Consider the following 15,446-nt stretch of genomic DNA (forward strand, 5'->3'; position numbering starts at 1 on the left):
GTCTCCGACGCGTATTCTTCGCTCGAAGTGCCGCAGTTCTCGTTCTCGCCGGGCCGGAATGGACGGTGTAACCAGCGGATGAATCAGTCGTCGAACTCGACGTTACCCTCGACGTCGAGGTCGATGACGCGGTCGAACAGCTCGCGGTAGCCCTCCTCGACCTCGTCGTCGTGGACCTCGTCGGAGAGGTGGAACAGGCCGACTGCGTCGTGTTCGTCGATGAGTTCGAGGATGCGTTCGACGGCCTCGCGGGCTTCGTCTTCGCCGGCGTAGTAGGCGAGCTCGGTGACGGAGTCGAAGCTGACCCGGAGCTTGCCGTCGTATTCGTCGAAGAAGCGTTCGGTCTGTTCGATGATGCCGTCGAGATCGTCCGGGGCGGAGACGTAGTGGACGTTCTTGCTGGAGCGACGGGAGTAGCCTCGCTCGACGCTCAGGGTGTCGAGGATGACGGCTTTCGTCTCATCGACGTCGTAGTACTCGAGTTTCTGGCTGACCTCCCGTGCTGTTGTGCGTGTGGAGATGACGAAGAAGTGGTCGGTGTCGGTCTTGAGAAACTCCGTGTCGATTCGGTCGGTTTCGCCTGTCGAGGGGTGGACCAGCAAGATGTTGGTACCACCTGGAATCGTCTCGTCGAGTCCGTCTACCGTGAGCTGATAGTCCATATCTTCGGAAACCGGCGGGACGAACTTAATCTTGCGGGTGGAAATTTGAGATACGGTAGCGGGGCGCATTCGGGCCGCTACGTCCGGTCGCCGTTCGACCACGATGGCATCACAGCAGGGAGTCGGCGGTCGCCGCGCCGACCACGCTGAAGATGGCACCGACGCTGATGGCTTTGAGGGTCGTGACCGCGATCTCGGTGTCTGTCGGGGTGGCGTCCGCCGCGGTCGTCAGGATACCGTCGCCATCACCCACGAGGAACGTGTCGGGTGCGGTGAACGCGAGAGCGAGTATCGCGACCGACCCGAACGAGACGACCATCAGGGAGACGAACCGCAGCGGGATGCCGCCGACTTCCATCTCGCGGTCCGGGTTTCGGCCGTCGTCGGCCTTGTAGAGGGCCCCGTACCCGATGGCGAACACGATGGCGACCGTGATGAGGCCGTGCATCGTGCTCATGTTCGACGCGAGAACCCACACCTCCTCGGTGACGACGAACGGCCCGGCGAGCAGGAACCCGCCGACCACCTGCTGAGCGCTGTCGGCGAGCTTGAACCGCTTTCTGGGACCAACCATGGGTGTAGATGGTAGCCGACCCCGGATAAGCGGTACGTTCTCGTGGCTCATGAGTAGCTATCTCCCGAACGGGTTTTGTCCTCTCGCGTCTGAGGGGTTACCCATGAGTGTCCGTGAAGAGTTCGACGCGTGGGCTCAGGACGGCCGCGACAAGGGCATGGAGGACCGCCACTGGCACACCGCAAAGCACGCGCTGGCGCGGATGCCGGTCGAGGCAGGCGACACGGTCGTCGACCTCGGCTGCGGCTCCGGCTACGCTGGCCGTGCGCTCCGCGAGACCAAAGACGCCGGGCGCGTGTACGGGCTCGACGGCTCCCCGGAGATGGCACAGAACGCCAGGTCGTACACCGAGGACGGCTCGCTCGGGTACCTCGTCGGGGACTTCGACGAGCTGCCCTTCGCGACCGACAGTGTCGACCACGTCTGGACGATGGAGGCGTTCTACTACGCCCAGGACCCCGAGCATACCCTGGCGGAGGTCGCACGCATCCTCCGTCCGGGCGGGACGTTCACCTGTGCGGTGAACTACTACGAGGAGAACGTCCACTCCCACGAGTGGCAGGAGTTCATCGAGGTGGACATGACGTTGTGGAGCGCGGCCGACTACCGCCACGCGTTCCGCGACGCGGGCCTCCACGTGGCATCCCAGGACAACGTTCCCGACCGGGACATCGACATCCCGCCGGCCGACGAGTTCCCGACGGACGACTGGGACAGCCGTGAGGACATGGTCGAGCGCTACCGGACCTTCGGCACGCTGGTGACGGTAGGGGTGAGTCCGTGAACGTCCTGGAACTCCTGCTCGGCCTGTTCGGGATGATTGCCATCCTCGGTGTCGGGCTCGCGTTCGTCGCGTTCCCCGAGGAGATGCTGAAGCTCCGGTTCGCCCACCTCCGCTCGACGCGGCGGTACGTCACGAGCACCAGAATCACGTTCTACCGGCTCGTTGGCCTCGGCGTGGTCGTGATGGGGCTACTCGCGCTGTTCGGCTACCTGTTCTGAACCGTTCTGCCCGTCTTCCCCTGTCGACACGCTGATTCTTCATCTGGGCCGCCGTACCCTCTCGTATGAACACTGTCCAGCGGTTCTCGGTGGCAGCTGTGTTCGTCGTCGCTAGCGGCGTCGCCAGTGTCGTCGCCGCCCCGTCGCTCCCCGCCCAGCTCGTCACGCACTGGAACGCGGCTGGCGACCCCGACGGACGGATGTCGAAGACGCTCGCTCTCGCGCTCGTCCCCGCGCTCTCGGCGGCACTGCTGGTGCTTTTCGCCCTGCTCCCGCGGATCGACCCGCTCCGGGAGAACGTCGCGGCGTTTCGCCCGTACTACGACTGGTTCGTGGTCGTCTTCTCGGCGTACCTGTTCGTCATCCACGCGGGAATCCTCGCGTTCAACCTCGGCTACGAGTTCGACTTCACCCTGTTCATCCTGGCCGCGGTCGCCGGGCTGTTCTACTACATCGGCATCCTCCTCGGGCACACCGAGCGCAACTGGTTCGTCGGGATTCGAACCCCGTGGACGCTCAGCAACGAGGAGGTCTGGAAGCGCACCCACGAACTCGGGGGTCGGCTGTTCAAACTCACCGCCGTCGTCTCGCTGGTCGGGCTCCTGTCCGGGGAGTACGCCATCTACTTCCTGCTGGTGCCGGCGCTCGCGACCGCCGTGATAACCATCGTGTACTCGTACTACCTCTACCGGAAACTGGTGGGACGCGACGGGTCGTCACCGGACCCCGGTCTCTGAGACGGTCAGTACCGTTCGCCGGCTTCGACCGTCGTCTCCAGCCAGTTCTCCTCGGGCGGGAGCGGACAGGAGAACGTCTCCGAGAAGGCGCAGAACGGCGAGTACGCCAGGTTGAAATCCAGCGTCACGGTCTCGACCTCGGTCAGGTCGCCGTCGACGTGCAGCTCCATGTACCGACCCTTCTCGTAGGTCTGTTGACCCGTGGTCTTGTCGCGGAAGGGGACGAACAGCGGCTCGGGCTGTCCCTCGCCGGGGCGCTGCTTGTAGCCGTGGAGTTCGTACGACTCGCCGTCGAGGTCGAAGCTGAGCGTCGCGACACGGACGTAGCGCACCTCGGGACCGCTCGTGGTCTCCATCGGCACGGGCTCGGGCTCCGCGTGGTGTGTTAGCTCGGCCTCGACCCGAAACGAGGGGTCGGGGTCGAAGTAGGCGACGCCGTCGAAGTCGTCGCGTTCTTCGGGCGGAATCGGTGACTGCGGGTGCTCGGCGAAGAACTCGTCTTTCTCCTCGCGTTTCTGTTCGAGTTCGGTCCGCCAGGTAGCAGCGTCGAAGTCGCTCATACCCGTCGTTTCGGGTCGAGTCGGGTAGTCGTTGTGCTCTGGGTGCGGTGTTGGTCGGTGGGGTCGTGACGCGATTGCTGGCGGCGACGGAGGATTGCTGGTGCCAGCGAACCACTTGCTCGGCCGGCGGCGGGACCCACGGCGACCCCTCCGGTTCCACTGGAGATGGGTCCCCAGGTCCTCGCAAGTTCGCTCGCCCGTCCCGGAGTTTATCATCGATACCGCGGCCACCAACGACAGGCCTATGGACGGAGGACGATGAAGCAGAGACAGATGAGCGCGCCGTGGCGAGCCGTCTTCGGACACGCGGAACCGTACGACGACCAGGTCGACGGGATCGAGACCGCCATCGAGACGGCCCGAAACGACGGCTTCACCGTCGTCGAGGGTGCCTGCGGGACTGGCAAGACCATGTTGGCGCTGACCGCCGGCATCAACCTCGTGCGCGACCCCGATTCGGACTACGAGCGCGTGCTCGTACTGACGAGCGTGAAACAGCAGCTCCGGCAGTTCGAGGAGGACCTGGAGACCATCAACGCGAACCTCCCGGCGGACTGGGACCCCGTCTCGGGGCTTACCCTGGTCGGGAAATCGGACGTCTGCCCCTACAACCGGGAGAACGCGGGCGGCATCGACGACGGGAACGTGTACGACCGGTGTGACACGCTCCGGGAGAAAACCCGGGACCTCACGGGAGAAGGCGGCGACACCACGGCGGAGGCGCTGACCGCAGTCGCCAGAAGCCAGCAGATAGACCTCGCGAGTTCGGGTGCGGGCGGGGGAGCCGCGTCGTACCTCGAGAGCGCGGGGGAACCGTCGCCCTACCCCCGCACGATGCCCGAGTACGACACCGGGACCACGGACATCGAGTTCTGTCCGTTCTACGCCCGCTTCCTCGCGGATATGCCCGACGACGGCGACCCGGCCGAGGCGGTCCCCTTCGACTTCTCCGATGCCGGTTTGCTCCGCCCCGACGACCTCGTCGGGAAGGGGATGGAGTACGGCACCTGCCCCCACTCGCTGATGGGCGTCCTCCTCGCGCACGCCGAGGTCGTCGTCGGGAACTACTACCACGCGTTCGACCCGACCACGACCTCGTCGTTCACCGGTCCCCTCCTCGACGACTCGACCTTCCTCGTCTGCGACGAGGCACACATGCTCGAACCGCGAGTACGGGACCTCGTCAGCGACGGTGTGGCCGACCGGACACTCAGAGACGCGGAGGCGGAACTCACCCGCGTCATCCAGCCCGTCGCCTTCTCGGAAGGGCGAGGCACCACGAGCCGGCAGACCACCGCCGACGCCGATTTGGTCCGCGGCGAACTGAACGATACGGATATCGAGGTATCCGACCTCGAACACGCCCGGGACTTCGTCGTCGACCTCCGGGAGGAACTGGACCGGCGCGTCACGGCCCATCTCGACCGCGAGCATCGCGGCTGGAAGTCGGACCTGAACGACCTGCCGGACGCCGAGATTCCGCTCCGGGACCCCGAGCATCCTGCGCCCGACGAGATAACCGAGTGGGCCGAGGCGGCGGGGTACGACGGCCGCACCTGGACCGACCTGCCCGACATCGCGGCGGTCACCGCGAGGGTGCTCAACGAGGCCGAAGACGAGGAGAAATCGAGAGCAGTGGAGAGCATGGCTCGCGCGCTCTCGGCGTGGTTCCACCGCGACCACACCGAGTACTTCCGCGAGATCGAACTCGAACGAACCTGGGACGACATGGAGCCGGTCGACTCTTGGCGTCGGGCCTACAACGCCCGGCTGGCCATCCAGAACTGCGTCCCCTCCAGCGTCATCGCCGAGCACCTCGCGGAGTTCGGCGGCGGCGTCCTGATGAGCGCGACCCTCGCACCCATCGACATCTTCGCAGAGGTCACCGGCCTGAACCACCTCGAGAAGGAGGGCCGGCCGGTCGAACAGCGGACCTACGGCCTGCACTTCCCCGAGGAGAACCGCGAATCGTTCGCCGTCGCCGCCCCGAAGTACACCTACGACAACCGGGGCGACGCGGGCGAGGAGAATCGGGTCCGCCAGACCTACATCGACGCCATCTGCTCGGTGGCGTCCTCGCCGGGGAACGTCCTCGTCGGGATGCCGAACTACTACGAAGCGGAGTGGGCTGCCGAGCAGTGCCGAACGCGTCTGGACAAGGAGGTCTTGCTGGACGAATCCAGTGCCGACAGCACCACCGAGGACCTCAAGGACGAGTTCTTCGCGGGCGAGGGGAAGGTGCTCGTGACGAGTCTTCGTGGGACCCTCACCGAGGGCGTCGACTACAAGGGCGACCGGCTGTCGGCCGCCGTGGTCTGCGGGGTTCCCCTCATCAACACCGCCAGCCCGCGAACCCGCGCCGTCAGGAAGGCGTACGACGAGAAGTTCGGCGACGGCTTCGAGTACGCGCTGACGGTGCCCGCGGTTCGAAAAGCGCGGCAGGCCATCGGGCGCGTAATCCGCGGTCCCGAGGAGGTCGGCGTCCGGGTGTTCGTCGACGAACGCTACGCCCGCGAGTCGTGGGATTCGGTCCGGGAGTACCTCCCCGAGCCCGAGCGCGAGGAGTTCCAGCCGGTGAGTCCGGACATGCTGGACTTCGGGCTGGAGCGGTTCTGGTCTCAACAGTGAGTTCTGGGTCAGTCCGGTGAGTCGTCGCTTGAGCCGGTTCGATGAGGGATTCGACCACTATCGCTAGCGCCGATGACCGCCACCGCACACAGCACCGCACACCGCACACCGCACACACCACCGCACCCACACCCTCCCCAGCCGACTCCCTCCACTTCGCTCCGTTTCACTTCGCTTCGCTCCAGTCGTCCCTCGCACGGCTCAGTGTCGGTCGCTCGCTGGCGCTCGCCACCCGACACAGCGCGCGCCAGAGCGGTTGATTCGTCCCAGAAGCAGGATCACACCACGGTCGCATCTGCGGGGTCGAATCCGAGCGTCACCGTCTCGTCCTCGGGCACCGAATCGGTCCGCCACACCACCTGTCGCCCGTCCCAGTCGCAGTACACGCGAACCGATTCACCGAGGAACTCCGTCTGAGTCACTTGCACCGTAAACTGGTTCTCGGGATGGTCACGGCGCAGGTGCTCCGGGCGAACACAGAACGTCACCGAGTCGCCCTGGACCGCCTCTCCAAGCACGAATTCACCCTCGCCAACGCGCACGCGAACCCCCTTCGTTTCGACTGGAGATGTCGCACCAGAGAAGACGTTGTTCTCCCCGACGAACTCCGCGACGAACCGGCTCTCGGGGGCGCGGTACACCTGCTGTGGCGTGCCGACCTGTTCGACCTGCCCGTCGTGCATGACGGCCACGCGGTCCGAGACTGCGAGGGCTTCTTCCTGGTCGTGGGTGACGTAGACCGTCGTGACGCCCAGCTCGGACTGGATGCGCGCGACCTCGCGCCGCAGCGTCTCGCGGAGCCGGGCGTCGAGCGCGCTCATCGGTTCGTCGAGCAGCAACACGTCGGGTTCGGGGGCGAGGGCGCGGGCGAGGGAGACGCGCTGTTGCTGGCCGCCCGATAACTCGTCGGGGGCGCGGTCTTCCATCCCCGCGAGGTCGACGAGGTCGAGCAGTTCCGCGACCCGGGCGTCGTGGTTCGAGTGGTCGGTAAACCGGAGGCCATAGCCGACGTTCTCGGCGACGCTCATGTGTGGGAACAGCGCGTAGTTCTGGAAGACGACGCCCACGTCGCGGTCCTCGGGCGGAACGCCGGCCATGGACTCGTCGCCGAATCGAACCACGCCGGAACTCGGCTCCTCGAACCCGGCGATGGTCCGCAGGGTCGTGGTCTTCCCACAGCCCGAGGGCCCAACGAGTGTAAAGAACTCACCGTCGTCGACGTCGAGGCTCACGTCCTCGAGGGCGGTCGCGTCGCCGTATTCGACCGACACGGAATCGAGGTGGAGGTCGCTCACGGGCGACCACCTCCGTCACCGGACCCGGGGGCCGAGCCGTGGTCGACCCGCCCGCCCAGTCGCCCGACGACCACGAAGCTCGCGGCAGTCACGGCGAGTAGCACCGTGCCCATGGCCATGGCGGGCCCGAACCGCCTTCCGAGGTAGCGTTCGACGGCGACTGGCATCGTGTAGCTGGCCGCGTCGCTGGCCAAAATCACCGTCGAATCGAACTCGCCGATGCTGATGGCGAACGCGAAGGCGGCACCGGCGACGAGCCCGGTCGCCACGAGGGGGAGTTCCACGTCGAGCAGCGCCCGGGTCCGGGTCGCGCCCAGACTTCGGGCCGACTCGACGAGCCGGCGGTCGACCCCATCTAACTGGGGCGCGACGTTCCGGACCACGAAGGGGTAGGCGGCGACCGCGTGGGCCGCGACGATGGCGATGGTGCCGGTCACCTGGATTCGCCAGCCGCCCCACAGCGGGATGCCGAAGACGAGCCCGCGCAGCAGGCCGACCCCGAAGACGACCCCCGAGACCGCGAAGGGGAGCATGGTCAGCGTCTCGACCGCAGACCGGCCACGACCACGATTCTCACCTGTCGTCACCACCGAGACCACGATGCCCATCGGGACCGCCACGAGGACGGTCGCGGCGGCGAAGGTGAGCGAGTTCACGATGGCGGGCAGCGGTTTCGTCTGGAAGCTCGCGCCCGTGGTCTGGCGTTCCAGCAGGAACGCGTAGTGTTTCAGTGTCAGGCCGCCGCCGTCGGTGAGTCCTTCGAGGACCATCGCAGCCAGGGGGCCGACGAACAGCACGACCACGAAGAGTCCATAGAGCGCGATGGCCGCCCGTTTCGGGTCGAGCGCGCCGAACAGCGGCTCACGGCTCGTCCCGGCACCACCACCCATGGCGCGCTGGGCCGCCTCGTACCGCAGGTAGGCGTAGGTCAGCACGAGGGAGATGGCCGTCTCCAGGACCGCGAGCGTCGCGGCTTCCTCGAACTTGAGGTTCGAGACGCGGTCGTACACCCACACCTCGACGGTCGCGAGTTCGAGCCCGCCCAGTGCGAGCACGATGGGGAAGGTGAGGAACGTGAAGATGAAGGTGAGAAGCGCCCCGGTCATGATGGCCGGCTTGAGCTGGGGAAGCACCACGTCGCGGAAGGCCCGGCGGCGACTCGCCCCCAGACTTCTGGCGGTCTCGACCGCGCTCTCGTCGACGGATTCCCAGGCCGCCGTGGTCACCCTGGTCACCAGTGGCGCGTTGTAGAACGCGTGGGCGAGGATGACGACCGCGAGGGGGTGGTTGCCCAGGAAGTTCAGCGGCCCCACACCCACCAGCCCGAGCAGCCAGTTCGCGAGGCCATCACGGCCGAAGGCGGCGTAGAAGCCGCTCGCGACCATGATGCCCGGGAGGACGAACGGGAGGATGGTCAGTGAGCGAAGCGTCCGCCGGCCGGGGAACTCGAACCGGGCGAGGACATAGGCTCCAGGAAGGCCGATGGCGACGCTCGCGAGCGTCGAGAGGAACGCCTGCCAGGCGGTGAACCCGAACAGGCCCTTGCGGAGGGGTGGCAGCGAGAGCGAGCCGCCGGTGAATCGGACGGCGGCGATCCAGTCCAGCACGTTCCCGACGTGGATCCCGACCGCGAGCGGGCGGGCGAAAACGTTCGCAAAAACGCCGGTGTAGAACGGGTCGGTGAGAACCGTCGTGAAGGAGTCGAACGGGGCCGCGCCGCCGAACGCCTCCTCGAAGACGAGCGCGACGGGGAGAAAGAGCATCACGACCAGCACGAGGGCGGTCCCGACCGTGAGGCCCGGCAGACCGTAGCGGTCGAGGACGCCCCGAAGGCGGTCGCTGGCGGTTCGTGTGGAATCGTCCGCGGTCGCCGACCGGCCGAGCGCCTGCTGGAGCCGGTCGGATTCGGACATCTAGTTGCTGGCGATGGTCTTCGCCCACTCCTCGGTCCACGTCGAGAGATTGCCCTTGAGTTCCTCGTACGTGTAGGCGACCGTCTCTGGCGGGCGGAAGGCGTAGTCGTCGAACGACGCGGGGAGCGAGACGTGGTCGTCGCTGACCGCGGGGAACTGGACGTTCCGGACCGCGAGTTCTGCCTGGGTCTCGCTCGCGAGCATGAAGTTCAGGAACTCGGTTGCAAGCCGAGGCTTGTCTGTGTTCTGGAACACCGCCATCCCTTCCGGGTTCGCGTAGCCCTGGTCGTTCAGGAAGCCGACCTGGTGTTTCGACATGTCGAGGTCGTCGCGGTTGGCGTACACCTGGTCGGTCGAGTACGAGACGACCATGGGGCGTTCGCCGTCGAGGTACGCCGAGTACGCGCTCCACCACGAACCCAGAATCTTCACGTCGTTGTTCTGGAGTTCCTTCCAGTAGTCGATGTAGCTGTCCTCGCCCATGGTGGCGACGGTCCACAGCATGAACGCCTGCCCCGAGTCGGTGTTCTGGGCGTTCTGGGCGAGCAGCGTTCCCGAATACGGGTCGGTCGTGAGGTCCTCGAACGTCTGCGGCGCGTCGACGCGGCCCTTGTCGTAGACGAGGCTGATGTAGCCGGTGTCGTACGGGAGGACTCTTCCTTTGGGGTCGTCGAACTCCAGTTCGGAGCGGACGCGGGCCGCGTTCGACACGTCCGAGCGCGGCAGTTCACCGAACAGGCGCTGCTCGCCCAGCGTGTCGTCGATGGTGACGAGGTCGTCGACGTTGAGGCCGACGTACACGTCCGCGTCGACGGAGACGCCCTCGCTGCGACGCTGGACGTACTCGGTGACGCCGTTCTTCGGCGTCTTCCATTCGATGGTCACGTCGTCGTACTGCGCCTCGAACTGCTCTTTGATCCACGCGCCGGGGCTGCTCGACGGGGATTCGACGAACGACTCGTAGGTCGCCACCGTCAGCGTCCCCGACGGTTCCCCCGTCGTGGTGGTCTTCTGTGCTGCCTGGCTGGTCGTCGTCGCGGTTCCGCCACCGTTTCCATCTGCGTCCCCGCTGCCGTCGTTCGTCAGACACCCGGCGAGGCCGAGTCCCCCGGCAGCAGCGACCGCAGATACGAAGTCCCTCCGTCTCATTATCCGGTGGTTCCACCTTGTGGTAGTTAAAAGAACTGGATTGTATTGCCGGGTGATTTGTAGAGAAGAAGTCGCGTCGGTCCCGGTCAGTCCGCCGACAGTGCCAGTTCGATGCGCTCCCGGTCGGAGTCTCGAATCCGGTCCGGCGAGTGTAGCACCTCCTCGATGGGGACGAACGCGGCCTCGAACCCCTCGGCTTCGGGTGTGAGTTCGCCCGCGGTCTTCGCCCGGTCCAGCCGGTACGTGATGAAGTAGAAGCCGCGGTCCGGCAGTTCGACGTGGAGGATGGTCAGGAACTCCAGGTCGTCGGGGTCTGCACGCAGGCCGGTCTCCTCGGCGAGTTCGCGCAGGAGCGACGCTTTCGGGCTCTCGTCGTACTTCGTGTAGCCGCCGGGGAGGCTCCACAGCCCCTCGTGTTGCGGGACCGGTTCGTCAAGCAGCAGCACCTCCTCGTCGTCGTGGACGATGACGTGGACGGCCGGTGAGGGGAGCTGTGAGAAGACCACGTCGCACTCCGGACACCACGGGACCTCTCGGCCTTCCCACTCCTCAGTGCCGAGTTCCGTCCCGCAGCGATGGCAGTACGTCGGTGCGATGGTGACGGCGTCGATCTCGTGTGGCTCGCGCTCGACCATGACTGGTGCTACCACGCAACGTATCGAAACTCTTACTATATCACGACCGACCAGGCGGGACTGGTCCCTACCTATTTACCTGTCCACGGAGTGAATAAACTGTGCAACTGAATCGTCGTGTCGTCCTCGTCTCCCTCGTGCTCGTCGTCGGGGTCGTCACGTGGGTCACGCTCTCGGCCGTGTTCGCGACGGTGTTCTTCGCGCTCACCGTCGCGAGCGTGGTCACGCCGGTCCACCACTGGCTGGTCGGCCGCGGACTCCCCAACTACTGGGCGGGGGTCGCGACGACGATACTCACCTTCGTCGGCGGGTTCACGGTGTTCGCGCCCGTCTTCATCATCGCGTACGTGCGCCGCGATGGGCTGTTCGCGCTCGTCCGCCAGCTGCCGGAAGAGCTGGTGATCGACGTCTTCGGTTTCTACTACGCGGAGAACGTCGCCGACATCCAGGAGGCCGTCATCAACTACCTCTCCGACCTCGTGGTCGTCGTCGCCCGTGCCAGCCCGGACCTTGCGTTCAAGGCGACGCTGTTCGTGATGGTGCTGTTCTCGTTCCTCGTCTCGCAGGACAAGGTGTACCGCTCCAGTATCGCCGTCGTCCCGCCGAAGTACCACGACATCGCCCACGCCCTTCAAGAGCGCGCCAACGACACCCTGCTGGCCATCTACGTCCTCCAGCTCGCGACCGCGCTGGGGACGTTCATCGTCGCGGTCCCGGTGTTCTGGGTACTCGGCTACGACTACTGGGTGTCGATGGCGGTCATCTCGGGCATCCTCCAGTTCGTCCCCATCATCGGGCCGAGCGTCCTCATCGGCGCGACCGCCCTGTGGCACCTGAGCCTCGGGGAGGTCCAGAGTGCCGTCATAATCCTCGTGGTCGGTGGCCTCGTCATCGGCTACCTGCCCGACGCGGTCATCCGGCCGCGGCTGGCCAGCGTCACCGCCGACATGCCGGGCAGCCTCTACTTCATCGGCTTCATCGGCGGGCTCCTGAGCGTCGGCCCCATCGGGGTCATCGCGGGACCGCTCGTCGTGGCGCTGTTCTCGGAGACGATGACGCTGCTCGCGAACGACGTGAACGGCGTGGCAGAACTGGAAGAGGAGTCGGACGAGTCCGGCGAGGCAGCCGCAGCAGCATCCGAAACTGTGCCTGACGACCCTTCGTCCCCCGACGAACCGGTCGAATCAGGTGGGGAATCTACCGACGGACTCGGCGAGGGGTCGCCCGACGGGACCGCTGGCGACGACTGAGTGGCCTGCTGGTGATTCGGGCGGCCGGAACCGGCAGTTACGCAGTCTCGAGTGGGCCGTCTATCTTCTCCCACTCGGTGAGGCTCCCCTCGTAGAAGTCGACGTTGTCGTAGCCGAGCTGGCGCAGGGCGACGTAGGTGTGGCTGATGCGGCGGGCGGTGTTGCAGTAGAGGATGACGCGCTTCTCGGGCGTGACGCCCAGCGATTCGAGCAGGTCGCGGAGTTCGGCCTCTGGCTTGAGCCCGCGGCTCTCCTCGTCGACGAGGTCGCGCCAGTCGAGCATCTGCGCGCCGGGGATGTGGCCCTCCTCGTACTCCCAGTCCTCGCGGGTGTCGAGGATGACGGTGTCGTCCTCGTCGAGCGCGTCGAGGACCGCCTCGGCGGAGATGAGGGGGCGGTCGTCGGGAATCGTCGCCTCGTACTCGGTCGGCTCGACCTCGGGAGCCGCGTTCGTCGTCTCGAACTCGCGGTTCCAGGCGCTGTAGTCGCCGTCCATGAGGTGGACGTCGTCGTGGCCGTAGTTGAGTGCGGTCACCACGAACCGGGCGGCGAACACGCCGTGAGTGTCGTCGTAGGCGACGAGCGTGTCCCCGGGCTCGATGCCGGCCTCGGACATGAGGCGGTTCCACGTCTCGACACCCGGGAGCTTGCCCTCGTCCTCGTCACCGTCGCTTCGGTACTCGTCGAACGGGATGCTCACGGCGTCGGGGATGTGGCCGATGCCGTCGTACTCCCACGCGTCGCGGACGTCGACGAGTCGGACCTCGTCGCGGTTGGCGGCGAGCCACTCGCGCGAGACGACCCACGGAAGGTTCGTCATAGCCTCGGTTTCGTCGGCCCACCTGTAAGGTGTCTCGGTCCCGGCGGATTGGGCGGCCTCATAGATATAAGAAAATATTGCTGGTTCTCGTCGGCCCGGCAAATATATCTGGTAACTGCCCGGTTAGCGCTGACCTGCCCCACGGCACCCGTCCGTGTGAACCGAGTACACGGGCGTGACCGTACCAACTCCCGGCGATTATGTCCGGTTCGACCGACGACCGGCGGCACCTGCCGGGTTGCCATACTGATATACCCCTAGGGTGAGAAGTAGAGGTGTATGACTGAATACGCTAAAGACGTACTCGTTTCAGCGGACTGGGTCGAGAGCAATCTCGACGAATTCCAGAGCGACGACCCCGCCCACCGACTGGTCGAGGTCGACGTGGACACAGAGGCGTACGACGAGAGTCACGCCCCGGGCGCTATCGGCTTCAACTGGGAGACGCAGCTCCAGGACCAGACGACCCGTGACATCCTGACGAAGGACGAGTTCGAGGACCTCCTCGGCTCCCACGGCATCACCGAGGACTCCACGGTCGTCCTCTACGGTGACAACTCGAACTGGTTCGCGGCCTACACCTACTGGCAGTTCAAGTACTACGGCCACGACGACGTCCGTCTCATGGACGGTGGCCGCGACTACTGGCTCGAGAACGACTACCCGCTCACGGACGAGGTCCCCTCGTTCAGCGAGCAGACCTACAACGCCAGCGGCCCGCGCGAGTCCATCCGCGCCTACCGCGAGGACGTCGAGAACGCCATCGAGCGCGGCGTTCCGCTCGTCGACGTTCGCTCGCCCGAGGAGTTCTCCGGCGAGATTCTCGCGCCCCCGGGCCTGCAGGAGACCGCCCAGCGCGGCGGCCACATCCCCGGCGCACAGAACATCTCGTGGGCGGCCGTGACCAACGACGACGGCACGTTCAAGACCTACGACGAGCTGCAGGAGCTCTACGGCGAGTACGGCATCGAGGGCGACTCGACGACCGTCGCCTACTGCCGCATCGGCGAGCGCTCCTCGGTCGCCTGGTTCGCGCTCCACGAGCTGCTCGGCTACGAGGACGCCATCAACTACGACGGCTCCTGGACCGAGTGGGGCAACCTCGTCGGCGCGCCCATCGAGAAGGGCAACTAACGCCACGAATCCATAGCGAATCTTTCTCTTCGACGTCTACCCGCGAGCGGCGGCACCGTCTCGCATCCCGCGTCACAGCCCCCGGCCGATTCCGCCAGCGGCGGTGGTTACAAGCACCGCGACGGCGAACCATCTCGCATGGATTCAGACGACTTCCTCGACACCGTCCGCGACGAGAACCAGACCGCACTCTCCCGGGTCGGCTCCTCGAAATCGCTGTACGCCTTCACCGGCGGCGAGATGAACAGCGACGACGTGGTCGGGGTGGCCGCGACGATGGCGACACAGGGCGCGGCCCGCTTCGGCGACTGGGCCGGCGACGGCCCGGCCGGCGAGTACTTCGCGGCGGTCGCCGACGCCGAGACCGACTGGGCGGACTCCCTCGACGCTGAAGCCGCAGACGAGCCGTACGCCCTCCACGAGGTGCTCGACGACTACGACAACCCGGTCGAGCGCATCGGTGCCTTCGCCGGGTACTCGCTGATCGCCCGGAAACTCGCTGACCAGTTCACGGGCTTCTTCGTCGGGAACGCCGACCCGCAGACGGCCCAGACGTTCCGCGGGCGCAAGGGCGACCTGCAGGAGCGCCTCGACGACCTGGGCGACCAGCTCGCGGCGGTCTGTGAGACCGACGACGACTGGGAGGCTGCAGCAGGCGCAGCGGGCGCTGTGATTCAGGCAGCATACGAAGAATACACCGACCGGCTCGAAGCGATGGGCGTGAACCCGAAGCCGGTCTGTTGAGGCAGCAGTCGTTCAGACGCCCGCGAGCGTGCTGCGGTACTCGTGAATCTTCTCGATTGCCTCGTCGATCTTCGCCTCGACCTCGCCACCTTCCGCGTCGGCGACATCCTTGAGGATGCGCTCGTGCTTCGCGAGACGGCCGTGGTCCGGGCCGCGGTCGGACTCGGCGTGCTTGGCGAACTGGTCGGCCTGTGTCTGGAGTCGTTCCGCGGACTCTCCGGAGGCGGCGTCGGCGGCTTCTCGGAGCAGGGCACTGGCGGACTGGAGTGCGTCTCGTACCATGTTCCCTGATACGTCGGCGAGTGGATAATCGTTTGTGGTGGTGGTACGGTTCGCCGTGGTC

The 15,446-nt window shown here is 66.2% G+C and carries 16 protein-coding genes; 7 read left to right on the top strand and 9 right to left on the bottom strand.

Annotated elements, in window-relative coordinates; genetic code table 11:
* Window positions 1-83: 83 nt before the first annotated feature.
* Both ACSC1S_RS16685 and ACSC1S_RS16690 read right to left on the bottom strand, forming a co-directional pair.
* Window positions 84-662 carry a DUF7090 family protein gene (locus ACSC1S_RS16685; RefSeq protein ID WP_435365274.1) on the bottom strand — a complete coding sequence of 193 codons (579 nt, stop codon included), beginning with the start codon at window positions 660-662 and terminating at the stop codon, window positions 84-86.
* A gap of 109 nt (window positions 663-771) precedes the next feature.
* On the bottom strand, window positions 772-1,236 hold the full coding sequence (locus ACSC1S_RS16690; protein ID WP_435365275.1) for a DUF2391 family protein: 465 nt from the start codon (window positions 1,234-1,236) through the stop codon (window positions 772-774).
* A 103-nt stretch (window positions 1,237-1,339) separates the two neighbouring features.
* Between ACSC1S_RS16690 and ACSC1S_RS16695 the strand changes: the two genes are divergently transcribed.
* From ACSC1S_RS16695 to ACSC1S_RS16705, 3 genes are all read left to right on the top strand, one after another.
* A complete protein-coding gene (locus ACSC1S_RS16695) occupies window positions 1,340-2,020 on the top strand; it encodes a class I SAM-dependent methyltransferase (RefSeq protein WP_435365276.1) in 681 nt (226 codons plus the stop codon).
* Entirely contained in the window at window positions 2,017-2,238 is a 222-nt protein-coding gene (locus ACSC1S_RS16700; RefSeq protein ID WP_435365277.1) for a hypothetical protein, read from the top strand. Before ACSC1S_RS16695 ends, ACSC1S_RS16700 begins: the two co-directional genes overlap by 4 nt.
* A gap of 65 nt (window positions 2,239-2,303) precedes the next feature.
* Complete coding sequence (locus ACSC1S_RS16705; protein WP_435365278.1) at window positions 2,304-2,975, top strand: SdpI family protein; 672 nt, start codon at window positions 2,304-2,306, stop codon at window positions 2,973-2,975.
* A 5-nt stretch (window positions 2,976-2,980) separates the two neighbouring features.
* Here ACSC1S_RS16705 and ACSC1S_RS16710 read toward each other — a convergent pair whose 3' ends face one another.
* Window positions 2,981-3,535, bottom strand: a complete 555-nt coding sequence (locus ACSC1S_RS16710; RefSeq protein WP_435319951.1) for a DUF1684 domain-containing protein — start codon at window positions 3,533-3,535, stop codon at window positions 2,981-2,983.
* A gap of 258 nt (window positions 3,536-3,793) precedes the next feature.
* Here ACSC1S_RS16710 and ACSC1S_RS16715 point away from each other — a divergent pair, with 258 nt between their 5' ends.
* Window positions 3,794-6,163, top strand: coding sequence for an ATP-dependent DNA helicase (locus ACSC1S_RS16715; protein WP_435365279.1), 2,370 nt, complete (start codon window positions 3,794-3,796; stop codon window positions 6,161-6,163).
* A gap of 278 nt (window positions 6,164-6,441) precedes the next feature.
* On the opposite strand, the gene ACSC1S_RS16720 is transcribed toward ACSC1S_RS16715, so the two are convergent.
* The 4 genes from ACSC1S_RS16720 to ACSC1S_RS16735 form a co-directional block, all read right to left on the bottom strand.
* Window positions 6,442-7,458 carry an ABC transporter ATP-binding protein gene (locus ACSC1S_RS16720; protein WP_435365280.1) on the bottom strand — a complete coding sequence of 339 codons (1,017 nt, stop codon included), beginning with the start codon at window positions 7,456-7,458 and terminating at the stop codon, window positions 6,442-6,444.
* The gene (locus tag ACSC1S_RS16725; protein ID WP_435365281.1) at window positions 7,455-9,371 is read right to left on the bottom strand and encodes an ABC transporter permease; all 1,917 of its coding nucleotides are present in this window, start codon (window positions 9,369-9,371) and stop codon (window positions 7,455-7,457) included. Before ACSC1S_RS16725 ends, ACSC1S_RS16720 begins: the two co-directional genes overlap by 4 nt.
* Window positions 9,372-10,520, bottom strand: coding sequence for a thiamine ABC transporter substrate-binding protein (locus tag ACSC1S_RS16730; protein WP_435319955.1), 1,149 nt, complete (start codon window positions 10,518-10,520; stop codon window positions 9,372-9,374).
* A gap of 86 nt (window positions 10,521-10,606) precedes the next feature.
* On the bottom strand, window positions 10,607-11,155 hold the full coding sequence (locus tag ACSC1S_RS16735) for an NUDIX hydrolase (RefSeq protein WP_435365282.1): 549 nt from the start codon (window positions 11,153-11,155) through the stop codon (window positions 10,607-10,609).
* 101 nt (window positions 11,156-11,256) lie between these two features.
* Between ACSC1S_RS16735 and ACSC1S_RS16740 the strand changes: the two genes are divergently transcribed.
* Entirely contained in the window at window positions 11,257-12,405 is a 1,149-nt protein-coding gene (locus ACSC1S_RS16740; protein ID WP_435365283.1) for an AI-2E family transporter, read from the top strand.
* A gap of 37 nt (window positions 12,406-12,442) precedes the next feature.
* Here the strand turns inward: ACSC1S_RS16740 and ACSC1S_RS16745 are convergent, their stop codons facing one another.
* Window positions 12,443-13,225 (bottom strand): sulfurtransferase, encoded by a 783-nt coding sequence (locus ACSC1S_RS16745; RefSeq protein ID WP_435365284.1) that lies wholly within the window; start codon window positions 13,223-13,225, stop codon window positions 12,443-12,445.
* A gap of 279 nt (window positions 13,226-13,504) precedes the next feature.
* Between ACSC1S_RS16745 and ACSC1S_RS16750 the strand changes: the two genes are divergently transcribed.
* Together ACSC1S_RS16750 and ACSC1S_RS16755 are read left to right on the top strand one after the other, a co-directional pair.
* The gene (locus ACSC1S_RS16750; protein WP_435319959.1) at window positions 13,505-14,359 is read left to right on the top strand and encodes a sulfurtransferase; all 855 of its coding nucleotides are present in this window, start codon (window positions 13,505-13,507) and stop codon (window positions 14,357-14,359) included.
* A gap of 138 nt (window positions 14,360-14,497) precedes the next feature.
* Complete coding sequence (locus ACSC1S_RS16755) at window positions 14,498-15,103, top strand: rubrerythrin family protein (protein WP_435365285.1); 606 nt, start codon at window positions 14,498-14,500, stop codon at window positions 15,101-15,103.
* Between the two features lie 12 nt (window positions 15,104-15,115).
* Here ACSC1S_RS16755 and ACSC1S_RS16760 read toward each other — a convergent pair whose 3' ends face one another.
* On the bottom strand, window positions 15,116-15,385 hold the full coding sequence (locus ACSC1S_RS16760; protein ID WP_435365286.1) for a DUF7553 family protein: 270 nt from the start codon (window positions 15,383-15,385) through the stop codon (window positions 15,116-15,118).
* Between the last annotated feature and the right edge of the window lie 61 nt (window positions 15,386-15,446).

This window comes from Haloarchaeobius pelagicus (assembly GCF_051207375.1).
Taxonomy (GTDB): domain Archaea; phylum Halobacteriota; class Halobacteria; order Halobacteriales; family Natrialbaceae; genus Haloarchaeobius.